Annotated in this window: 19 protein-coding genes and 2 tRNA genes; 14 read left to right on the forward strand and 7 right to left on the reverse strand. The window is 70.5% G+C overall.

Features of this window, described 5'->3' with window-relative positions; genetic code table 11:
- Positions 1 to 62 precede the first annotated feature (62 nt).
- From ACO0E1_RS14345 to ACO0E1_RS14380, 8 genes are all read left to right on the forward strand, one after another.
- Entirely contained in the window at positions 63 to 1157 is a 1095-nt protein-coding gene (locus tag ACO0E1_RS14345) for an ABC transporter permease (protein ID WP_402728493.1), read from the forward strand.
- 2 nt (positions 1158 to 1159) lie between these two features.
- The gene (locus tag ACO0E1_RS14350) at positions 1160 to 2158 is read left to right on the forward strand and encodes an ABC transporter permease (protein WP_422874813.1); all 999 of its coding nucleotides are present in this window, start codon (positions 1160 to 1162) and stop codon (positions 2156 to 2158) included.
- Complete coding sequence (locus tag ACO0E1_RS14355) at positions 2155 to 3831, forward strand: ABC transporter ATP-binding protein (protein ID WP_422874814.1); 1677 nt, start codon at positions 2155 to 2157, stop codon at positions 3829 to 3831. The genes ACO0E1_RS14350 and ACO0E1_RS14355 overlap by 4 nt, the downstream gene beginning before the upstream one ends.
- 148 nt (positions 3832 to 3979) lie before the next feature.
- Positions 3980 to 4915, forward strand: coding sequence for an ATP-binding cassette domain-containing protein (locus ACO0E1_RS14360; RefSeq protein ID WP_422874815.1), 936 nt, complete (start codon positions 3980 to 3982; stop codon positions 4913 to 4915).
- Positions 4912 to 5907: a D-isomer specific 2-hydroxyacid dehydrogenase family protein gene (locus ACO0E1_RS14365; protein ID WP_422874816.1), complete on the forward strand. Its 996-nt coding sequence runs from the start codon at positions 4912 to 4914 to the stop codon at positions 5905 to 5907. The genes ACO0E1_RS14360 and ACO0E1_RS14365 overlap by 4 nt, the downstream gene beginning before the upstream one ends.
- Before the next feature lie 103 nt (positions 5908 to 6010).
- Positions 6011 to 6083, forward strand: a tRNA-Asn gene (locus ACO0E1_RS14370).
- Positions 6084 to 6216: 133 nt separating this feature from the next.
- Complete coding sequence (locus ACO0E1_RS14375) at positions 6217 to 8271, forward strand: acyltransferase family protein (protein WP_422874817.1); 2055 nt, start codon at positions 6217 to 6219, stop codon at positions 8269 to 8271.
- A gap of 45 nt (positions 8272 to 8316) precedes the next feature.
- On the forward strand, positions 8317 to 8820 hold the full coding sequence (locus tag ACO0E1_RS14380) for a hypothetical protein (RefSeq protein WP_422874818.1): 504 nt from the start codon (positions 8317 to 8319) through the stop codon (positions 8818 to 8820).
- A 31-nt stretch (positions 8821 to 8851) separates the two neighbouring features.
- Here ACO0E1_RS14380 and def read toward each other — a convergent pair whose 3' ends face one another.
- Positions 8852 to 9427 (reverse strand): peptide deformylase, encoded by a 576-nt coding sequence (def, locus tag ACO0E1_RS14385; RefSeq protein ID WP_422874819.1) that lies wholly within the window; start codon positions 9425 to 9427, stop codon positions 8852 to 8854.
- Positions 9428 to 9466: 39 nt separating this feature from the next.
- On the opposite strand from def, the gene ACO0E1_RS14390 reads away from it, so the two are divergent.
- The 6 genes from ACO0E1_RS14390 (at position 9467) to ACO0E1_RS14415 (ending at position 14564) form a co-directional block, all read left to right on the forward strand.
- Positions 9467 to 10381 (forward strand): DMT family transporter, encoded by a 915-nt coding sequence (locus tag ACO0E1_RS14390; protein WP_422874820.1) that lies wholly within the window; start codon positions 9467 to 9469, stop codon positions 10379 to 10381.
- Between the two features lie 123 nt (positions 10382 to 10504).
- Entirely contained in the window at positions 10505 to 11716 is a 1212-nt protein-coding gene (locus ACO0E1_RS14395; protein ID WP_422874821.1) for a glycosyltransferase, read from the forward strand.
- A gap of 11 nt (positions 11717 to 11727) precedes the next feature.
- A tRNA-Ile gene (locus ACO0E1_RS14400) sits at positions 11728 to 11801 on the forward strand.
- A 162-nt stretch (positions 11802 to 11963) separates the two neighbouring features.
- Complete coding sequence (locus ACO0E1_RS14405; RefSeq protein ID WP_422874822.1) at positions 11964 to 13103, forward strand: AI-2E family transporter; 1140 nt, start codon at positions 11964 to 11966, stop codon at positions 13101 to 13103.
- The gene (locus ACO0E1_RS14410) at positions 13100 to 13897 is read left to right on the forward strand and encodes a DUF1684 domain-containing protein (protein WP_422874823.1); all 798 of its coding nucleotides are present in this window, start codon (positions 13100 to 13102) and stop codon (positions 13895 to 13897) included. The genes ACO0E1_RS14405 and ACO0E1_RS14410 overlap by 4 nt, the downstream gene beginning before the upstream one ends.
- Before the next feature lie 166 nt (positions 13898 to 14063).
- Positions 14064 to 14564, forward strand: a complete 501-nt coding sequence (locus ACO0E1_RS14415) for a DUF3145 domain-containing protein (protein ID WP_422874824.1) — start codon at positions 14064 to 14066, stop codon at positions 14562 to 14564.
- 142 nt (positions 14565 to 14706) lie between these two features.
- Here the strand turns inward: ACO0E1_RS14415 and ACO0E1_RS14420 are convergent, their stop codons facing one another.
- The 6 genes from ACO0E1_RS14420 to aceE all read right to left on the reverse strand — a co-directional run bounded on the left by ACO0E1_RS14420 (position 14707) and on the right by aceE (position 22426).
- Positions 14707 to 15951, reverse strand: a complete 1245-nt coding sequence (locus ACO0E1_RS14420) for a beta-ketoacyl-[acyl-carrier-protein] synthase family protein (protein ID WP_422874825.1) — start codon at positions 15949 to 15951, stop codon at positions 14707 to 14709.
- Positions 15952 to 16044: 93 nt separating this feature from the next.
- On the reverse strand, positions 16045 to 16293 hold the full coding sequence (locus ACO0E1_RS14425; RefSeq protein WP_281264269.1) for an acyl carrier protein: 249 nt from the start codon (positions 16291 to 16293) through the stop codon (positions 16045 to 16047).
- 104 nt (positions 16294 to 16397) lie between these two features.
- Positions 16398 to 17348, reverse strand: coding sequence for a beta-ketoacyl-ACP synthase III (locus ACO0E1_RS14430; RefSeq protein ID WP_422874877.1), 951 nt, complete (start codon positions 17346 to 17348; stop codon positions 16398 to 16400).
- Between the two features lie 77 nt (positions 17349 to 17425).
- Positions 17426 to 18355 (reverse strand): ACP S-malonyltransferase, encoded by a 930-nt coding sequence (locus ACO0E1_RS14435; protein ID WP_422874826.1) that lies wholly within the window; start codon positions 18353 to 18355, stop codon positions 17426 to 17428.
- A gap of 91 nt (positions 18356 to 18446) precedes the next feature.
- Positions 18447 to 19673, reverse strand: a complete 1227-nt coding sequence (locus tag ACO0E1_RS14440; protein ID WP_281264271.1) for a PucR family transcriptional regulator — start codon at positions 19671 to 19673, stop codon at positions 18447 to 18449.
- 8 nt (positions 19674 to 19681) lie between these two features.
- Positions 19682 to 22426 carry a pyruvate dehydrogenase (acetyl-transferring), homodimeric type gene (aceE, locus tag ACO0E1_RS14445; protein ID WP_422874827.1) on the reverse strand — a complete coding sequence of 915 codons (2745 nt, stop codon included), beginning with the start codon at positions 22424 to 22426 and terminating at the stop codon, positions 19682 to 19684.

Raw genomic sequence — 22426 nt, forward strand, 5'->3', positions numbered from 1 at the left:
ACGCCCCCTTCGGCCGCGCAGGACCACCGGTCCACACACAGGACCCGAAAGGCACCCACCCAGTGACCCTCACGACCCCAGAGGCGATCGACACCGAGCCCACGAAGCCGGCGGCACAACGCAGTGCCAAGTCCGGCGGTGGCATCGGGCGGTACGTCCTCGTCAGATTCCTCCTGATCTTCCCGACCGTCTTCATCCTGGTGACGCTCGTGTTCTTCCTGATGCGCATCATCGGGAACCCGATCGTCGCGTCCGTCGGCGGCCGGCTGACCCAGGCGCAGCTGCAGGAACGCCTGCACGCCGCCGGGTACGACCGCCCGGTGATCGTCCAGTACCTCGAGTACCTCGGCAACATCGCTCGTGGCGACTTCGGCACGACCGCGACCGACCACCGTCCGATCACCGAGATCATCGTCACGTACGGCGGCGCGACCGCGGAGCTCGTGTTCTACGCGCTCATCGTCGCGCTCGTCCTCGGCATCCCGCTCGGCATGCTCGCGGCCTACCTCCGCGACAAGTGGCCGGACGTGCTGCTCCGCGCGCTCGCGATCCTCACCTACGCGACCCCGGTGTTCTTCGGCGGTCTCCTCATGAAGCTCGTCTTCTCGGTGTGGCTCGGCTGGCTGCCCCTCGGTGACCGAGCGTCGACCCGGGTGGAGCTCGCGCTCGACCAGGTCCCCGGCGCGACGGGCATCTACATCATCGACGCGCTCCGCACCGGCAACGGCCAGATCATCGGCGACGTGCTGCTGCACGCCGTCCTGCCGGCGTTGACCCTCGGGCTCCTGACCGCCGGCATCTTCCTGCGCCTGGTGCGCGCGAACATGATCGGTTCGCTCGGCTCCGAGTACGTCGACGCGGCCCGCTCCCGTGGTGTCCGCGAGTCCCGCCTCGTCCGGACGCACGCGTTCCGCCCGGCCCTGGTGCCGATCATCACGGTGATGGGCCTGCAGATCGCGATGCTCCTCGGCGGCTCGGTGCTCACCGAGACGACGTTCGGCTGGCGCGGCCTCGGCTTCGAGCTCAACCAGTACCTGTCGGCCCGTGACTTCGTCGCGGTCCAGGGCATCGTCGCGATGCTCGCGGTGATCGTCGCGGTGACGAACTTCATCGTCGACGTCGTCGCGGCCCTGATCGACCCGAGAGTGAGGTTCTGACGATGACCGATGCGTCCCTCGTCGACCGCCACGAGCCGCTCTGGAAGCGTCTCCCTGTCGTCGTCCAGCTCCGCAGGAGCACCGGCTGGCAGCGCGCCATGCTCGTCACGGGCGTCGTCATCTGCGCCCTGTACCTCCTCGTCGCGGTGTTCGCGCCGCTCATCGCCCCGTACGGCTTCGGCCAGCTGCAGGGTGCCGACGGGGCGAACTTCCCCCGCACCGGTGCCCCGAGCGCCGAGCACATCTGGGGCACCACGGTCGGCGGCTTCGACGTGTTCAGCCGCGTCGTGTTCGGCGCGCGCACCGCGGTGCTCGTCGTCATCGTCGCGGTGGTCGTCTCGATCATCGTCGGCGTCCTGCTCGGCATGGTCTCCGGCTACATCGGCGGATGGCTCGACCGCATCCTGGTCGTCGTCGCCGACGCGATCTACGCGTTCCCGTCCCTGCTGCTCGCGATCGTCGTCTCGATCGTCGTCTCCGGCGGCAACTCGAGCTACTACGGCGGCATCACGGCCGCGGCGATCTCGATCACCGTGGTCTACGTCCCGCAGTACTTCCGCGTGGTCCGGGCAGAGGCCGTGCGCCTGAAGAACGACGCCTTCGTCGAGTCCGCCCGGGTGATGGGCACGAACCCGTGGCGCATCATGACGCGCCACGTGCTCCGCAACTCGACCCGGTCGCTGCCGCTGATCCTGACCCTCAACGCGTCCGACGCGATCCTGACGCTCGCCGGCCTCGGGTTCCTCGGGTTCGGCATCGGTCCGACCGCCGGCGCCGAGTGGGGCTACGACCTCAGCCGCGCGCTCTCCGACGTGGCGTCCGGCGTGTGGTGGACCGGCGTCTACCCGGGTGTCGCGATCGTGGTGCTGGTCCTCGGCGTCACGTTCGTCGGCGAGAGCCTCAACGACATCTCCGATCCCCGTCTGCGCGCGCGCCGGCGGCTGAAGCAGCTGGTCTCCACGCGTGACAAGGCGACCGCAGCGGAAGGGGCAGCAGCATGACGACCACGAACGAGAACGAACCGGTCGTCGTCGTCGACGACCTCACCGTCACCTTCGCGACGGACGGCGGCGCCGTCGACGCCGTGAAGGGCGTCAGCATCGACGTCCGACCCGGCGAGGTCCTCGCCCTGGTCGGCGAGTCCGGCTCCGGCAAGTCCGTGACCGCCCGCAGCATGCTGCGGCTGATGCCGGAGACGGCGACGCTCGGCGGGGCGGTCATGCTCGAGGGCAACGACGTCGTGACGGTCGGCGCGCAGAAGCTCCGTGAGCTCCGCGGGACCGCCGGCGCGATGGTCTTCCAGGAGCCGTCGACCGCACTGAACCCCGTCTTCACCGTCGGGTGGCAGATCGCCGAGGGCCTCCGTGCCCACGGTGGCGTCTCGAAGAAAGAGGCCCGCGCGAAGGCGATCGACTACCTCCGTCGGGTCGGCATCCCGGACCCGGAGGTCCGCGTCGACCACTACCCGCACCAGTTCTCCGGCGGTCAGAAGCAGCGTGTCGTCATCGCGAGCGCGCTGGCGCTCGAGCCGAGCGTGATCATCGCCGACGAGCCGACGACGGCGCTGGACGTCACGGTGCAGGCCGAGATCCTCGATCTGCTCCGCCGCTGCCGCGACGAGTTCGGCGCGGCGATCGTCATCATCACGCACAACATGGGCGTCGTCGCCGACCTGGCCGACCGCGTCGCCGTGATGTACCAGGGCGAGATCGTCGAAGAGGCCCCGGTCGCTGAGCTGTTCGGCAACCCGCAGGCCGACTACACCAAGCGGCTGCTCGCCGCGGTGCCCCGGCTCGAAGCGTCCACCGGCGCGGCACGTCGGGCGATCATCACCGAGGACGTCGCACCGGTCGTCGAGGCGAAGGGGCTCGAGATCGAGTACCCCGGACGACTCGGCTCGCACGCGTTCAAGGCGGTCAAGGGCGTCGACCTGGCGATCCGTCCGGGCGAGGTCCTCGGTCTGGTGGGGGAGTCCGGCTCCGGCAAGACCACCATCGGACGGGCGATCGCCGGTCTCACGCGGGTGACGGGCGGGTCGCTCGAGGTCCTCGGACACGAGATGCTCGGGTTCAACGAGCGCGACTTGAAGCCGGTCCGGAAGGACATCGGGTTCGTGTTCCAGGACCCGGCGACCTCGTTCAACCCGCTGCTGACGATCGCCGAGTGCGTCGCAGAACCGCTCATCGTGCACGGCGTCGCGTCGTCCCCGCGGGCGGCGCGGAAGCAGGTCGACGAGCTGATGGAGGCCGTGCAGCTCCCCGCCGCGTACGGCGACCGGTACCCGCATGAGCTCTCCGGCGGGCAGCGCCAGCGTGCATCGCTCGCCCGGTCGCTCGCGCTCCGGCCGAAGCTGCTCATCGCCGACGAGCCCACGAGTGCGCTCGACGTGTCGGTGCAGGCCCGGGTGTTGGAGCTCTTCCTCGAGCTGCAGCAGGACTTCGGCTTCGCCTCGCTGTTCATCAGCCACGACCTCGCGGTCGTGGGCGCGCTGTCCGACCGGATCGCGGTGCTGTACCGCGGCGACCTGGTCGAGACCGGCACGACGGCGGAGGTCCTCGGCGCACCGCAGCACCCCTACACGCAGCGCCTGCTCGCGTCGCTGCCGGTGCCGGATCCAGCCGAGCAGGCCGAGCGACGGCGTACGCTTGAGCAACTGGAGCGCGTCGGGTCCTGATCCGACGGACCGGCCATCCCTGGAGGCCCGGCCTGCGTCGTCGACGCTGGTCGAGCCTCCAGGGCGGACGGCTCCACTGCACCACGTACGACGCGCGGACGGGTTCCGTCCGCGCTGCGCCGCCAGGGGGCGGCGCGGAAGGGGTTCCATGATCGGGGTCAACGGACCGGCGGTCGTCGCGGACGACGTGTCCATCGAGTACCGGGTTCCAGGCGCCCGACCGATCCGGGCGGTCGACGGCGTCAGCCTGACGGTCCGCAACGGCGAGATCCTGGCGCTCCTGGGGGAGTCGGGCTCGGGCAAGTCGACGTTCGCGGCGGCGGTCGCCGGCCAGTTCGGCGCCCGCGGCGAGGGCGAGAGCGCACAGCGACGACACATCGTCGGCGGCGAGCTCACCGTCCTCGGGCAGAAGACGCGCGGGCTCCGGGCCTCGTCACGACGACTCGCCCGGCTGACCGGTCGGATCGGCTACCTCTCGCAGGACGCCGCCGATCGCCTGAGCCCCGACCTCACCGTCGGCGAGGCCATCGCCGAACCGATCTACGCCCGCGACCGTCGCTTCGACCGCAAAGAAGCCGGGCTCATCGTCGCGCGGCTCGTCGACGCCGTGCACCTGCCGCTCGGCGTGATGCGGCTCAACACGTGGGAGCTCTCGAGCGGGCAGCGCCAGCGGGTCGCACTCGCACAGGCGCTCGTCCTCGAACCGCAGCTCCTCGTCGCGGACGAACCCGCCCGCGGCGTCGACGTCCTCGTCCGCCAGTCCGTGCTCGAGGCCCTGGCGAGCCTGCAGCAGGGCCGGCGGTTCTCCGCCGTGGTCGTGTCGAGCGACCTCCGCGAGGCCCGTGCCCTGGCCGATCGCGTCGCCGTCATGAACGAGGGACGACTGGTCGGCCTCGGGACGTTCGACGAGGTCCTCGACAGCCCCGTGGATCCCTACGTGAAGACCCTCGCCGCGACCGCTGCCCGGCCGGTGAAGCGCCGACCCGCCGGGGGTGCCGCCGGTGCGCCGCGCCGCTCGTCCGCTCCACGCCGCCCGGCGACCGCCGGCACCGGCCCCCGTACCGACCGACAGGAGAACGCGTGACGTCACGTGGCCACCGCGCAGTGCTGACCGACTCGGGAGCGCCGCTGCCGGTGCCGCCGCCGACGTCCGGTCCGATCGCGATCCTGCCCTCGCCGGCCGACCTCCACGTGTCGGCCGTGTCCGACGCCGGTGGCACCGTCGCCCCGCTCGACGGCGACACGCGTGGGATCGTGTGGCTCGACCCGCGGGACCCCTCCGGTCTCGAGTCCGCGCTGGACTCCGCACCCGGTGTGACCTGGGTGCAGCTGCCGTTCGCCGGCGTCGACGCGTTCGCACACCTGATCTCCGCGCACGGGGACCGCGTGCTCTTCACCTCGGCCAAGGGGGCGTACGCGGAGCCGGTCGCCGAGCACGCCCTCGCGCTGACCCTCGCGACGCTGCGGGTCCTGCCCGCGCGAGCCCGGGCGACCTCGTGGGCGACCGAACCCGAGGGGGTGTCGCTGTACGGCCGGAACGTGCTCGTCATCGGCGCGGGTGGCATCGCGCTGGAGTACATGCGGCTGCTGGCACCCTTCGACGTGGACGTGACGGTCGTCCGCCGGTCGACCTCGCCGGTGCCGGGTGCGTCCCGCACGGTGACGACCGACGACCTCGACGACGTGCTGCCGTCCGCCGACGTCGTGATGATCGCCGCGGCGATGACCTCCGGGACCGCAAAGCTCTTCGGCGCGGCGCAGTTCGCGCGCATGAAGCCGACCGCGCGTCTCGTGAACATCGCCCGCGGCGGCCTCGTCGACACGGACGCGCTCGTCGACGCCCTCCGCGCCGGGGAGATCGCCGGCGCCGGCGTCGACGTGACCGACCCGGAGCCCCTGCCCGACGGACACCCGCTGTGGGAGACGCCCGGGGCGATCATCACGCCGCACCAGGCGGACACACCGGAGATGGTGGCGCCGTTGCTCGCCGAGCGGGTGCGGGCGAACGTGGCGGCGTTCCTCGCGGAGTCGGGATCCGGCTTCGTCGGCGTCGTGGACCCGGTCGCCGGGTACTGACGTGCGGCGCGCCCGGGGTGCGTGCCGGATGCGCGGGGAGCGTCCGTTGTCCTGCTATGCTGTTACCCGTTGTTCAGACCGGGTCACCCGGAAGCGCAACTGATCCTCGATAGCTCAATTGGCAGAGCAGCCGGCTGTTAACCGGCAGGTTGTTGGTTCGAGTCCAACTCGGGGAGCGTCAGGCCCCCACCGTCCGCGGTGGGGGCCTCTTCGTTTCCCTGACGGGCGTTAGAGTGCTCTGGGCGATCCCGCGCCCCCGCACCATCGTGCGCACGTTGCGCCCGCTGCCCGAGGAGACCGACGATCACCGTGCCGACTGCCGACCGCTCGCGTCGCGTGGCGTACCCGTCCCGGCTCCGCGGCGACATCCAGGGACTCCGCGCCCTCGCCGTGCTCCTGGTCGTCGCCGACCACCTCGTGGCGATCCCGACCGGTGGGTACGTCGGCGTCGACGTGTTCTTCGTCATCAGCGGCTTCCTCATCACCGGGCAGTTGCTCCGGGACGTCGACCGGCACGGCCGGGTGCGGTTCGGGCGGTTCTGGCTGCACCGGGTCCGTCGCATCCTCCCGGCCGCGATGGCGACGATCGCGGTGACCGTCGTCGCTGCGTCGGTCGTGCTCGGCCCGACCCGGTTCCGGACCGTCGCCGTCGACGCGTTCTGGTCGACGGTCTCGCTCGCCAACTGGCACTTCGCCGCCGTCGGCACCGACTACTCGCAGGCGAACGGCCCGGTCTCGCCGCTGCAGCACTTCTGGTCGCTCGGCGTGGAGGAGCAGTTCTACGCGGTGTGGCCCGTGCTCATCGCCGTGGTGCTCCTCGTCGCGAGGGGGCGGGCGTCACGTCGGTTGCTCGGCATCGTGCTCGCGGTCCTCGTCGTCGGGTCCTTCGGGTTCGCGGTGGTGCAGACCGCCACGGAGCCGACCGTCGCCTACTTCTCGACCCTCACCCGCGGGTGGGAGCTCGCCGTCGGCGCGCTCGTCGCCGTCGTCTCCGGGCGACTCACCGGGCTCGGTCCACGGGTCCGCACGATCGGGGCGTGGGCCGGGCTCGCGGTCATCGTCGTCGGCGCGGTGCTGCTCGACTCCCGGACGCCGTTCCCCGGCCCGTGGGCGGTGCTGCCGGTGGTGGGTGCCGCGCTCGTGGTGGCCTCCGGAACCGGGGGAGCAGCACGGGGCACGTCCCCGCTCGCGAATCCCGTGACGGGGTGGATCGGCGACCGCTCCTACTCGATCTACCTCTGGCACTTCCCGGTGATCGTCCTCGCCGGTGCCGTGGTGCCGGAGGGCTCGAAACGGTACCTGCTCGCCGTGGTCGTCCTCACCGCCGCGCTGAGCGTCCTGTCGTACCGCTTCGTCGAGACCCCGATCCGGAGCTGGCGCGCCCCGGACGGATCACGCACCGGCCGGCGAGTGCGTCGTCGGGGGACCATCGCGGTCGCCGGAGTGCTCGCGGTCGTGGTCGCCGCCGGTGTGAGCGTCGCGACCGTCCGACCAGAGACCGTCGCGCCCGTGCCGACGATCGCGGGGTCGAGCGTCGGCGCCCGCCAGCTGACGCAGCAGATCGCGGCCGCGGCGAAGGCCACGGCGTGGCCGGCGGACCTGACCCCGACGATCGACGCCGCGCCGACCGATGCGTCCGCGGCGATGACGGACACGCACTGCTTCAACCCCGCCGATCCGACCGACGCCACGCAGTGCACCGTGGGGTCCGGGAGCAAGACGGCCGTCGTGACGGGGGACTCCATCTCGATGGCGTGGCAGCCCGCGGTTCGCGCAGCGCTCGGTTCCGGGTGGCGGGTGCACGCGATCGGGTACTCGAACTGCCCGTTCATCGCCGCCGACGTCACCTACGCCCCCGCACCGTCGCAGGGCGCGCGCTGCACGGCGACACGGCAGGCCCGCATCGACCAGATCAAGCGGCTGCACCCGGACGTGCTGGTGATCTCCGACCTCGAGCTCGGCATCGACCGGTTGAACTCCGGCGCCACCGGGGCGGAAGCCGTCCGGGAGTGGACGGCCGCGCGCGAGCAGATCATCGACCAGGTGCGGGGCTCGGTCGGCCGGGTCGTGCTCATCGCGCCGAACCCGGTCGGCCCGCCGCTGTCCTGCGCCGATGCGGGGGCCCCGCCGAGCGCGTGCGCCACGACGCCCTCCGACGCGTGGAAGCGCAAGGCCGAGGCCGACCGGGATGCGGCTGCCGCGACCGGCGCGACGTTCGTCGACGCGACGGACTGGTTCTGCACGGACGCCGGTGTCTGCCCTCCGTTCGTCGGCCGGGTCCTCGTCCGGTGGGACGACGGTCACATGACGACGACGTACGCGAAGTACATCGCGCCGCTGCTGCGCCGCGAGCTGCTCGGCTGAGGGGTTCACGGCGGGCGTCGGGGCAGAGCCTGTTAGCGTTCTCAGGTGCACCTCATCCGTCGAACCGTCCGCGCGGCGCTCTGCCTCGCGGTGGCGGGGGTCGTCGTGGGCGGGATCGCCGGGTGCACGGCGGGGGCCGAGTCCGAGCCGGACGACTCCGTCGACAGCACGCCGTCCTCTTCGGTCGCGGCATCGGGCACGGCACCGATGGTGTTCGCGTTCGTCTGCCAGGACGACGGGGTGCCGAGCCGCACGGAGACGTTCACGACCTACTCGGCGGTGTGGGAAGCCGAGCGGACCGACTGCCGGGCGCAGCGCATCACGGGGACCGAGGCGTCGGCGCAGCAGCAGGACGCGGTGGACGCCACGGCGGGGGAGTCGACGATCGAGCAACTCGCGGCGACCTGCGCGGTGTCCGGGGCGGCGCCGTGGACGACCCCGATCGAGTCGGCTGCCGAGGCGCGGACCGCCGCCGGACTCGCGATCTACTGCCCGGGGCATCCGGAGATGAAGCACCTGCGCGACGCGATCGCGGCGTACCGGGGCTGAGTCGAGCCTCCAGGCCGGGCCCGACGGCCCGTCAGCCCTCCGGGTGGTCGCGGCCGGGCAGCCAGGACTTGCCCGGTCCGCCCCAGCTCTGCTTCTTGACGGACTTCAGGGACTGTTTGAAGTACGGGTGCACGAGCCGGTCCGCGTAGAGCACGCCGTCGAGGTGGTCGTACTCGTGCTGGAAGATGCGCGCGAGCCAGCCGTGCGCCTCGATCTCGAACGGTTCGCCGTGCTCGTCGACCGCGCGCAGCAGGGCCCCGTCGCTCCGGCGCAGCGGGAACCGGTCACCGGGGATGGAGAGGCAGCCCTCGGACTCCTCGTCCTCGTCCAGTTCCTCAACAGACTCGGGCACCGGCGGCGTGATCCACAGAACGGGGTTCACCGCTGCGCCGCGCCAGAGCACGCCGTCATCATCGGTCCATGAGTAGACGAAGAGCCGCTTGCCGACACCGACCTGCGGGCCGGCGAGCCCCACACCAGGCGCCAGGTCCATCGTCTCGAACATGTCCGCCACCAGGGAGCGCAGGTCGTCGTCGAAGACGGTGACCTCGTCGGCGCGGTCGTGCAGGACGGGTTCACCGGTGATCCGGATGGGGAGGACGGCCATTCACCCAGGTTATCGGGAGCGGTCGGATAGCCTCGACGCGTGACGACGGACCTCCAGCTCCCGGACGCGGTGAACAACCTCACCCCGTTCCAGGCGCTCATGATCCCGGTCGCGCTCATCGGCGCGGTGTTCCTGTCCCTCGGTGCCCAGTTCCAGGCCCGCGGGGTCAAGCGGGTCGAAGCGCGCCTCGGCAAGCAGTCGAAGGGCCTCAGCGTCCGGCACGTCCTCGGGCTGATCTCGAGCGGGTACTGGGTGCTCGGCACGATCATGCTCGGCGTCGCCGTGGTCCTGCAGCTGATCAGCATCACCTACGCGCCGCTCATCGTCGTCCAGCCGCTCGGCGCCGTGGCGCTCGTCATCACGACCTGGTTCTCGTCGCGGTCCTCCGGGGTCCCCCTCGGGCGACAGGCGCGGCGCGCGGTGTGGACGTGCATCATCGGCGTCGGCCTGTTCGTCGCGATCGCGGCGTTCGTCGGGCACGAGAGCCCGATCACCCGTGCCCAGCTCGTGACCGTGCTGATCATCCTCGCAGTGGTCCTCGTGCTCGTCCTCGTGTCGTTCCGCGTCGTCGCGAAGCACAAGAGCGCGCTGTACTACATCATCGGCGCCGGGGTGCTCTACGGCTTCGTGGCGACCCTGGCGAAGGTCACCCTGAACCGGTTCGTCAACCACACGTTCGACTGGCTCACCGTCCTGGCGATCATCGGCGTCATCGTCGCGGCATCGCTCGGCGGGTACTTCGTGCAGAACGCCTACTCGGCGGGGTCCGCGGACCTCGTCATCGCCGGCCTGACCGTGGTGGATCCGATCGTCGCCGTCGGCATCGGCGTGATCGTCCTCGGCGAGGCCGCCGGCGCACCGTCGTTCGCCGTCGTCGGGTTCGTCGTCGCCGCAGCGATCGCGGTGACCGGTGTCTTCATGCTCGCGAAGTACCACCCGGAAGCCAGGCGCTGACCGACGCCGTCCCCCTGGGGGAGGGCACCCCGTCCACCGCGCGGCTGACGCGGTCGCGCATCGGCGTACGGTAGCGTTTCAGACCCAGACCAACCCCGGCGCGTCGGACCAGCGACCCGCCGGATGCAGGCCCAGGAGAGGACGACGCCCGCCGTGTCAGGAGACGCCACCCCCACCGGACGCCCGCTGCGCATCCTCATCGCCGCAGACACCTTCTCACCGGACGTCAACGGCGCTGCCACCTTCACGGAGCAGCTCGCCGTCGGCCTCGCCGAGCGCGGCCACGAGGTCCACATCATCGCCCCGGCCGCCAACCGGCACCACGGCACCTTCGACGAGGAGCACCGCGGGGTCACCCTCGTCGTGCACCGGCTCAAGTCGTACAAGTGGCCGCTGCACGCCTGGCTGCGCTTCGCGTGGCCGTGGAGCGTCCGGAAGCACACCGCGCCCATCATCGACGCGATCAAGCCCGACGTGCTGCACATCCAGTCGCACATCATCGTCGGCCGCGGCGTCGCCCGGGAAGCACACGACCGGGGCATCCGGATCATCGCGACGAACCACTTCATGCCCGAGAACCTCCTCGAGTACACCCCGTTCGGTCGCTTCACGCTGCCGATCGCGCTGAAGATCGCGTGGAACGACGCTGCCCGCACCTACCGGCTCGCCGATGCCATCACGACGCCGACGAACCTGGCCGCCGACTACCTCCGCGAAGCCATCGCCGGACAGCGCGTGCTCGCGATCTCCTGCGGCATCGACGCTTCCCGCTACGTCGCGCGAGAGGGGCGTCCGGCGAACAACGAGATCGTCTTCGTCGGCCGCGTCGCTCCGGAGAAGAACCTCGACGTCCTGTTCCGGGCACTGCCGCTGCTCCCCGCCGAGCTCGGCGCGCGCATCACGATCGTCGGTGACGGCGAGATGATCCCGAAGCTGACCGCGCTGTCGAAGGAGCTCGGCATCGAGGACCGGGTGACGTTCCTCGGGTTCGTCTCCGACGAGGTGAAGTTCCGCACCCTGACGAACGCCACGGTGTTCGCGATGCCGTCCACGGCTGAGCTGCAGAGCATCTCCTCGCTCGAGGCGATGGCGTCCGGCCTGCCCGTCGTCGTCGCGAACTCGATGGCGTTGCCGCACCTGGTCGACGGCAACGGGTACCTGTTCGAGCCCGGTGACGAGCGCGACCTCGCCGACAAGCTCGCGAAGGTGCTGACGGCCTCGGACGAGGATTACGTCGGTCTCCGAGAGCGCAGCCTGGCCATGATCGAGGCGCACGACATCAACCGCACGCTCGCGACGTTCGAGTCGCTGTATCGTGGGGAGCCGGTGGCCTAGGCTCCCGACGAGGGGCGGTAGCCAAGCTGGTCAAGGCAGTCTGCTCATAACGGAACGATCGCGGGTTCGAGTCCCGCCCGCCCCACGTAGTCGCAACGAAGCGCGGGTTCAACAAGCTCCGAGACACCGGCCCGCCTCCGTAGTCGCTACGAAAAGCGGGTTCGAGAAGCTCCGAGACACCGGCCCGCCCCACGTAGTCGCAACCCACCGCGGGTTCGAGACGATTCGAAAGGCGGGCCCGCCCCACGTGCACCTCCCCACACGCAAGCGGAACAACCACGACGACGAGCCGACGCCGGGCCCGACCCCGAACGTGACGTTCGAGGCGTCCCGGTCAGGCACCGGCGTGCGCGTCAACGCCTTCCGCATCGGGTTCATGGGCGGCATCGGCGTCCTCGTCGCGCTGCTCGCCGGTGCCCTCATCGGCCAGCTGTCGACCGTCCTCGTCTACATCGGCGTCGCGCTGTTCATCGCCCTCGGCCTCGACCCGCTCGTCACGTTCCTCGAGCGCTACATCCCACGGTGGGCCGCGATCCTGGCGGTCGTCGTCGTGGTGCTCGGAGCGTTCGTGGGCATCGTGTTCGCCGTCGTGCCGATCATCGTCAACCAGGCGACGAACCTGGTGCACAACTTCCCGGAGATCGTCGAGGACATCTCCAAGCAGGACTGGGTGCAGAACCTGTCGAAGCAGCTCGCCGGCTCGTTCGACCTGACCCACGCGCTGCAGTCGGTCCAGTCGTTCGCCGAGGACCCGGGCAACCTCCTGAGCCTCGGAGGCGGGATCCTCGCGGTCGGCAGCGGCATCCTGTCCGGGCTGACAGGCGTGCTCATCGTCCTCATCCTGATGCTCTACTTCCTGGCGTCGATGCGGAGCATGAAGAGCATGCTGTACCGCTTCGTGCCTGCGTCTCGTCGCCAGAACTTCGTCGACGTCAGCGAAGAGGTGACGTCCTCGGTGGGTCGCTACGTCGTCGGCCAGATCTCGCAGGCAGCGATCAACGGGATCCTCAGCCTGGTGTTCCTGCTCATCATCGGCGCGCCGCTGCCGGTCCTGCTGGCCACGTTCGCGTTCATGGGCTCCCTGATCCCGCTCGTCGGGACTCTCGGTGCCGCGATCGTGATCTCGCTGCTCTGCCTCTTCGCCTCGCCGGCGACCGCACTGGCTGCGGCGATCTACTACCTCGTGTACATGCAGGTGGAGTCGTACGTCATCTCCCCGCGCATCATGTCCCGTGCCGTGCAGGTCCCCGGCGCCCTCGTCGTCATCGCCGCGGTCGCCGGGGCCACGATCGGCGGGGTGCTCGGCGCGCTCGTCGCCGTGCCGATCGCCGCGTCGGTGATCATCATCGTGCAGAAGGTCATCTACCCGAGGCAGGAGCAGGCATGACCGCCTCCGCGCGTGAGCGGTGGGCGGTCGGTCCGCGTGGCCCGCTGGCCCTGGTGAACGCGCAGCGGGTCGACCACCCGCAGGCCGTCTGGCCCGTGCCCGGCACCTGGGCGCCGTCGGCCGGCGGACTCACCGTGACCGCTGCCGCGGACGACGGCGTGGTCGTCGACGGCGTCCCCGTCGACGGAACGGTCCTCGTCGCCGGTGACGAGGCGGTCGTCCCGTCGACGGTCGCCTTCCCGGACGGGTTCGCCGGCACGGTCGCCGGACGCACCCTCCGCGTCTGGGACCCGTCGTCGGAGGCGATCGCCCGCTTCGCGAGGATCGACCAGTTCCCACGCTCCGACGAGTGGGTCGGTTCCGGCAGGTTCACGCCGGCACGGGACGTCGCCGGCCTGGAGGCTCGTGGTGACGTCCTCGACGCCGCAGGCGATCCGTTGGTGGTCGCCGGCACCGTGTCGACGACCGTCGGCGGGGTGGCCGTCACGCTCGTCGCGGTCCGGTCGGCACCGTTCGGGGGAGCGGCACGGCTGCAGCTGATTGTCCAGGACGGCACGAGCGCGCTCCCCGAGGACGACGTCCACAGCAGCTACTCGATGGGGCGGTTCCTGTTCCTGTCCGATCCGGGTACCGCCGCGGACGTCGAGCTCGACTGGAACGAACTGGTGCTGCCACCGTGCGCGTTCTCGTACCAGTACGCCTGCCCGATCCCGCCGCCGGAGAACCGCCTGTCGGTCCCGGTGACGGCGGGGGAGCGGCACCCGGTCGATCGGGACGGCGCCGTCTTCCACTGATCCGCGCTCGGACACGGGCTGATCCGGCGCGCGTCCTTGCCGTTCCCAGCGGAGACGCTGCATAATGGGCGTGTCCGCGAGGACATCACAATCGGATATCGATGGCTCTGGTCACCGGATCCTCCGCAGGTCGATGGGGAAGTCGCACCTGATGATCGGAGGAATCATGACCGGGACTGCGTCAGGAGTGCTCTACGTGCACTCCTCCCCGCGCGCGCTCTGCCCCCATGTCGAATGGGCAGCAGGTCGCGCCATGAGTCGTGCCGTGAACTTCTCGTGGCTGGACCAGCCTGCGCAGGACGGCTCGCGGCGTACCGAGTACACCTGGACCGGGCAGGTCGGCACCGGCGCCGCGATCGCCTCTGCGCTGCGTGGCTGGGAGCACCTCCGCTACGAGGTCACCGAAGAGCCCACCGAGGCGTCCGACGGTGGCCGGTGGATGCACACGCCCGACCTCGGCGTCTTCTACGCGCAGACCGACATCACGGGCAACATGGTGATCCCCGAGGACCGGGTGCGCTACGCGATGGAGGTCGCCGGCAGCAACGCCCTCGAGCTGCACCGTGAACTCCGACTGGCGCTCGGTCAGGCCTGGGACGACGAACTCGAGCCGTTCCGCCACGCTGCCGAGGGTAACCCGGTCGTCTGGCTCCACCGCGTGGGCTGAGGCGCCCGCCCGGCGTCGCTCCCGGTTCCGCCCTCGTCTTCCGGCTCCTCCTTCACCAAAGCGACAGTTCCCCGCCGATCATCGGCGGGGAACTGTCGCTTTTGCGGAGATGACGGGCCGGGTGAGCGGGCCGAAACCCCGGTCAGGCCGTGCGGAACGCGACGACGGCGTTGTGGCCGCCGAAGCCGAACGAGTTGCTGACCGCGAGCAGGTCGCCAGCCGGCAGCTCGCGCGGAGCGGTCGCGACGTCCATCACGATCTCCGGGTCCTGCTCGGTGAGGTTGATCGTCGGCGGCGCGACCCGGTTGTGCAGCGCGAGGACGGTGAACATCGCCTCGATCGCACCGGCGCCACCGAGCAGGTGCCCGGTGGATGCCTTGGTCGCCGAGACGACGACGGAGTCGAGGTGGTCACCGAACACGCGACGCATGGCGTGGTACTCGGCGATGTCGCCGACCGGGGTCGACGTGGCGTGCGCGTTGACGTGTGCGACGTCGTCGCGCGAGGCACCGGCGTGCTCGAGCGCCGTGAGGACCGCACGGGCGGCCGCGCTGCCCTCGGGGTCCGGAGCGGTGATGTGGAAGGCGTCGGACGTGATACCGGCACCGGCGACCTCGGCGTAGATCTTCGCGCCGCGGGCCTCGGCGTGCTCCTTCGTCTCGAGGATCAGCGCAGCCGCGCCGTCCGCGAGCACGAACCCGTCGCGCGTGACGTCGTACGGACGCGATGCGGTCTCGGGGGAGTCGTTCCGACGCGAGAGTGCCTGCATCGCGGCGAAGGACGCGAGCGGCATCGGGTGGAGCGCTGCTTCGGCGCCACCGGCGATGACGATGTCGGCTTCACCCGTGGCCACGTGCCGGTACGCCTCGGCGAGGGACTCGGTGGACGAGGCGCATGCGGAGAGGTACGTCCGGGCACCGCCACGGGCGCCGAACTCCATCTCGATGGCCGCTGCCGGACCGTTCGCCATGAGCATCGGCACGGTCATCGGCAGGACGCGGCGCGGGCCCTTCTCGCGCAGGGTGTCCCAGGCGTCGAGCAGCGTGTTCACGCCGCCGATGCCGGTCGCCCAGTCCACGATGAGGCGTTCGGGGACGACGGTCTCGTTGTCGATGCCGGCATCGGCCCAGGCTTCGCGCGCGGCGATGAGCGAGAGCTGCGACGACGGGTCGAACCGCTTCGTCTCGGGGCGGGTGAGCTGGTCGGTGATGAAGCTCCGGGCCTGGCCCGCGAACCCGACGGGGATGTCGAGCTCGGCGTAGCGCGGGTCTTCGAGCCTGGTGATGCCGGACTTGCCCTCGAGCAGGGCGTCCCAGGTCTCCGAGGCAGTCGCGGCGAGAGGGGTGATCGCACCGATCCCGGTGACGACGACGGTCTTGTTGGTCATGGAACGACTTGTTTCTTCTGAGGTGGACATGAAGAGCGCCGCGGCCCGTGACCGGAAGGGTCGAGCCGGACCACGGCGCTCAGGAAGTTCGCGTCAGGCCTGGGCCTTGACGATGAAGTCGACGGCGTCACCGACGGTCTTGAGGTTCTTGACCTCTTCGTCGGGGATCTTGACGTCGAACTTCTCTTCGGCGTTCACGACGATGGTCATCATCGAGATCGAGTCGATGTCGAGGTCGTCCGTGAACGACTTGTCCGCCTGGACGGTGTCGGTTGCGATGCCGGTCTCGTCGTTGATCAGCTCGGCCAGGCCGGCGAGGACGTCTTCGTTGGACAGGGCCATGATGGTGTCTCCTTGAGGGGGGGTGTCGTTTGACCGTGGACCAGCCTAGGGCACGGGGTGGTTCCGTGCCCGCAGCCGGGCGGGCCTGTGGTTGAGTCGGTGGACTAGGGGAGCACGACCACCTGCGCGCCGAACACGAGTCCGGCGCCGAACCCGATCTGCAGGGCGAGTCCGCCCGACAGCTCCGGGTGCTCCTCGAGCAGGCGGTGGGTGGCGAGCGGGATGCTCGCGGCCGAGGTGTTGCCGGTGGTCGTGATGTCGCGGGCGATCACGACGGACTCGGGGAGGCCGAGCTGCTTGGCGAACTCGTCGATGATGCGGATGTTCGCCTGGTGCGGGACGAACGCGGCGAGCTGGTCGGGGCGGACCCCTGCGGTCTCGAGCGCCTCGCGGGCGACCTTGACCATCTCCCAGACGGCCCAGCGGAACACGGTCTGACCGGCCTGCCGTATCGTCGGCCGCGCGGCCCCCGCTTCCCACTCGTTGAAGGTCGCGGTCATGCCGATCGCGTCCCACTTGGACCCGTCGGATCCCCAGATGGTCGGGGCGATGCCGGGGAAGTCGCTCGGGCCGACGACCGCCGCGCCGGCGCCGTCACCGAGCAGGAACGAGATCGATCGATCGGTCGGGTCGACGATGTCGCTGAGCTTCTCGGCGCCGATGACCAGCACGTGGTCGGCGATGCCGGACTTCACGAACGAGTCGGCCTGGGCGATGCCGTAGGCGTACCCGGCGCACGCTGCGCTGATGTCGTAGGCCGCAGCCGGGGTGGCACCGATGCGCTCGGCGAGGAGCGACGCCATCGACGGCGTCGCGACCGTGTGCGTCACGGTGCTGACCAGGACGACGCCGATCTGGTCGGGGGTGAGCCCGGCCTTCGCGATCGCCTCGCGCGCAGCGGTCTCGGCCAGGTCGACCGCCTCGACACCCTCACCGGCACGCATCCGGGTGATGATCCCGGTGCGCTGGCGGATCCACTCGTCGGAGGAGTCGATCGGTCCGACGAGGTCGTCGTTCGGGACGGTGAGCTCACCGCGCGCGGCTCCGAACGCCATGATGCGGCTGAACTCGTGGCCCCGGCGCTGCGCGAGGACGGGACGGTCGGTCGACTCGACTGCTGCTGACACGTCGGTCATGCGGACACCTCCGCGGTGCTGAGGAGCTCGATCGCGGCCGGCAGGTCCTCGGGGGACTTGATCGCGACCGTCGGGGTGCCGCGCAGGCCGCGCTTGGCGAGTCCGACGAGCGCACCGGCCGGTGCGAGCTCGATGATGCCGGTGACACCGGCCTGCTGGAAGGACTCCATCACGGCGTCCCAGTGCACGGGGTTCGCGATCTGCTGGACCATCAGGTCGACGAACTGCCGGCCGTCGTCCACTCGGGAACCGTCGGCGTTCGTCCAGATCGGAAGCGTGGGGTCCGCGGCGGCGGTGCCGGCGGCGACGGGGGCCACGCGCTCGACGGCGGGGGCCATGTACCGGGTGTGGAACGCGCCGGCCACGGCGAGGGGGATCACGCGGGCCTTCGCCGGTGGGTTCTCGGCGAGTGCCGCGATCGCTGCGGCGGCGCCGGCGACGACGGTCTGCCCGCCACCGTTGTGGTTCGCGGGCACGAGGCTGTGCGCCTCGAGGGCCTGGGCGACCTCATCGGCGTCGCCACCGAGGACGGCTGCCATCGAGGTCGGCTCGAGCGCGGCGGCGTCGGCCATCGCCCGGCCGCGGGCGGCGACCAGCGAGACGGCGTCGGTCGGCTGCAGGATGCCGGCGACGGCGGCGGCGGTGAACTCGCCGACCGAGTGTCCGGCGACCCCTCCGACCAGGGCACGACGGCCGCCGGCGAGGAGCGCGTCGGCGGTGATGATGCCCGCGGCCACGATGAGCGGCTGGGCTAGCGCGGTGTCCTTGATGGTGTCCGCGTCGGACTCGGTGCCGTGCACGGCGAGGTCCACGCCGATCGCTTCGGACCACTGCCCGACGCGTTCACGAACGGTGGCGTCCTCGAGCCACGGGGCGAGGAAGCCGGGAGTCTGGGAGCCCTGTCCGGGCGCGACGACGACGATCACCGGACAATCCTGTCTGCCGCGACGCGTGCGCCTCGTGTGGACTCCCGACACGAATCCGGGTGAGACATTGTGGGACCCCTACGGTCGGCGGTCACCGGCGTCCGATCCGACGCCGACCAGAGGCCGACTCGGACATCGCGCCGAGGATCAGCGCCGACTGCACGATGAGGGCGTCACGGGCGTGGGTGGCGTCCCACCCGATGATGTCCGCGACGCGACGGAGGCGGTAGCGGACGGTGTTCGGGTGCACGAAGAGCTCGCGCGCAGTGGCCTCGAGCGAGCGCCCGGTGTCGAGGTAGCACCAGAGCGTCTGGAGCAGTTCGGTGGACTGGTCCTTCAGCGGGACGTAGATGCGCTGGACGAGGGCGGAGCGGGCGAGGGGATCGCCGGCGAGTGCGCGCTCGGGGAGCAGGTCGTCCGCCAGCGCTGGACGGGGAGCGCCGCGCCAGGCACGCGCGACGGCGAACCCGGCGAGGGCCGCCTTCGCCGAGGTCGACGCGTCGACCACGCCGGGGACCTCGTTGCCGAGGACCAGGTGCCCTTCGCCGAACATCGGCTCCAGCGCCTGCGCGATGGCCATGAACGAGACGGGCTCTTCGCCCTCGGGGACGTCGTCTCGCGGGGTCGAGCGACCGATGACGACCACGAGCCGCGACCCCTGCACGCCGATGAGCACGTCGGCGTCCATGTGGCGTGCGGCACGGCGGACCTGGTCCACCTCGAGCTGCTTCGGCGCGGTGCCGACGAGCACCGCGACCTCGCCGTGGCCGTGCCATCCGAGCGCCGCGATCCGTGACGGCAGTTCGTCGTCGTACTCGCCCGACAGGATCGAGTCGACCACGAGCGCCTCGAGCCGCGCGTCCCAGAGCCCGCGGGCCTCCGCCGCACGCGCGTAGACGTCGGCGGCCGCGAACGCGATGTCCCGCGAGTACTTCAGGATCGCCTCCTGCAGCATCTCGTCGTCCTTGGCGCGCTCCTCGACCACGGTCACCACGACGCGGATGAGCTGCAGCGTCTGCTGCAGACTCACCGAGCGGAGGAGTTCCCGCGGCGCGGAGCCGAAGACGTCGGCAGCGGCGATCCACGGCGTCGACGCGCTGCCCTCGAGCCACGAGATGAACGACGTGATGCCGGCCTGCGCCACCATGCCGACCGCCGAGCGTCGACCAGGGGGCATCTCGCTGTACCAGGGGAGCGTGTCCTCGAGCCGCTTGATCGTGGCGGTCGAGAGTTCGCCCGACACCTGCCGGAGCCAGGAGAGCGCGCGTTCGCGGTCGTTCTCCCGGCCCACGGCGGGGTCGGTGCGGGGTGTCGTCACCGCCGGTGTCAGCTCTCGCCGCCGGCGGAACCGGTCGTCCCGGCGGTCACGTCGTGCAGGCGGTACTTGTCGATCGCCTGCTGGACGAGCGCCGCGTCGACCTTGCCCTGGCGGGCGAGCTGCTGCAGCGTCCGCACGACGACCGAGGGGCCGTCGATGTGGAAGAAGCGGCGGGCGGCCGGACGTGTGTCCGAGAAGCCGAAGCCGTCGGCGCCGAGCGTGGCGTAGTCGGTCGGCACGAACGGGCGGATCTGCTCCTGGACCTGGTGCATGAAGTCGCTGACGGCGACGACGGGCCCTTCGGTCGCGAGCAGGCGCTCGGTGACGTACGGCGTGCGCGGCTGCTCGTTCGGGTTGAGGAACGCGTGCTGCTCCGCGTCGAGGCCGTCGCGGTAGAGCTCGCCCCAGCTCGTGACGCTCCAGACGTCCGCGGAGACGCCCCAGTCCTCGGCGAGGAGCTGCTGCGCCTCGAGGATCCACGGCACCGCGACACCCGACGCCAGGAGCTGCGCCTTCGGGCCGTCGTGCTCGCTCGGCTTGAGCAGGTACATGCCCTTGACGATCCCGTCCACGTCGACGCCCTCGGGCTCGACGGGCTGCACGATCGGCTCGTTGTAGACCGTCAGGTAGTACATGACGTTCGGGTCGGCGTGCTTCGGCGAGCCGTCCTCGTTCGTGCCGTACATGCGGTCGAGGCCGGACTGCACGATGTGCCCGATCTCGTAGCCGTACGCGGGGTCGTAGGACACGACGGCCGGGTTCGTCGCCGCGAGCAGCAGCGAGTGTCCGTCGGCGTGCTGCAGGCCCTCGCCCGTGAGCGTCGTGCGGCCCGCGGTCGCGCCGATCATGAACCCGCGGGTCATCTGGTCGCCGGCGGCCCAGATGGCGTCGCCGGTGCGCTGGAAGCCGAACATCGAGTAGAAGACGTAGACCGGGATGAGCGGCTCGCCCTGCGTCGAGTACGACGTGCCGACGGCGGTGAAGGCCGCGAGGGCGCCGGCCTCGTTGATGCCGACGTGGATGATCTGACCCTGCGGGCTCTCCTTGTACGCCAGGAGGAGTTCGCGGTCGACGGACGTGTAGTGCTGCCCGTTCGGGTTGTAGATCTTCGCCGTCGGGAAGTACGCGTCCATGCCGAACGTGCGTGCCTCGTCCGGGATGATCGGGACCACGCGGTCGCCGAAGTCCGGGGAGCGCAGCAGGTCCTTCAGCAGACGGGCGAACGCCATCGTGGTGGCGATCTCCTGCTTGCCGGAGCCCTTCTTGACGACCTGGTACTTCGAGTCGTCCGGCAGCGTGATCGACGTGTACTTGGTGCGACGCTCCGGCACGTACCCGCCGAGTGCGCGACGGCGCTCGTGCATGTACTGGATCGCCTCGTCGTCGGTCCCGGGGTGGTAGTACGGCGGCGTGTAGGGGTTCTCCTCGAGCTGCGCGTCGGAGATCGGGATGCGCATCTCGTCGCGGAACTGCTTGAGGTTGTCGAGCGTGAGCTTCTTCATCTGGTGGGTCGCGTTGCGGCCCTCGAAGCTCGGACCGAGACCGTAGCCCTTGACCGTCTTCGCGAGGATGACGGTCGGCTGGCCCTTGTGCTCGGTCGCGGCCTTGAACGCCGCGTAGACCTTGCGGTAGTCGTGGCCACCGCGCTTGAGGTTCCAGACCTGGTCGTCGCTGTACCCGTCGATGAGCTGCAGCGCCTTGGGGTCGCGCCCGAAGAAGTTCTCGCGGACGTACGCGCCGTTCTCGGCCTTGTACGTCTGGTAGTCCCCGTCGGGGGTGACGTTCATCAGGTTGAGCAGCGCGCCGTCGGTGTCGCGGGCGAGCAGGTCGTCCCACTCGCGGCCCCAGATCACCTTGATGACGTTCCAGCCGGCACCGCGGAAGTAGCTCTCGAGCTCCTGGATGATCTTGCCGTTGCCACGCACCGGGCCGTCGAGACGCTGCAGGTTGCAGTTGATCACGAAGTTGAGGTTGTCGAGCCCGTCGTTCGCCGCGACCTGCAGCTGCCCGCGGGACTCGACCTCGTCCATCTCGCCGTCGCCGAGGAACGCCCAGACCTGCTGGTCGGACGCGTCCTTGATGCCGCGGTTCGACAGGTACTTCGCCTGCTGCGCCTGGTAGATCGCGTTGATCGGGCCGATGCCCATCGACACGGTCGGGAACTGCCAGAAGTGCGGCATGAGGCGCGGGTGCGGGTACGACGAGAGTCCGCCGCCCTCGTGCGACTTCTCCTGACGGAACCCGTCGAGCTGGTTCTCGTCGAGGCGGCCCTCCATGTAGGCGCGGGCGTACATGCCGGGGGAGGCGTGGCCCTGGAAGAAGACCTGGTCGCCGCCGGACGCGTGGTCCTGTGCGCGGAAGAAGTGGTTGTAGCCGACCTCGTACAGGGCGGCGCTCGACGCGTAGGTCGAGATGTGGCCGCCGACCGAGATCCCGGGGCGTTGCGCGCGGTGCACCGTGATGGCCGCGTTCCAGCGGATCCAGCGGCGGTAGCGGCGCTCGAGCTCTTCGTCGCCGGGGAACTCCGGCTCGTTCTCCGGCGCGATCGTGTTGACGTAGTCCGTCGTCGGGACCATCGGCACGCCGAGGTGCAGTTCCTTGGACCGCTTGAGCAGGCTGAGCATGATCTCGCGCGCACGCTCGTGACCGTGCGCGGCGACCAGTCCGTCGAGGGACTCACGCCATTCGGCGGTCTCCTCCGGGTCCTGGTCCGTGCTGCCGTTGCTGTACGGGTCCTGGTCGTTCACCGTCAC

This window comes from Curtobacterium guangdongense (genome assembly GCF_049341845.1).
GTDB classification, from domain to species: Bacteria; Actinomycetota; Actinomycetes; order Actinomycetales; family Microbacteriaceae; genus Curtobacterium; species Curtobacterium guangdongense.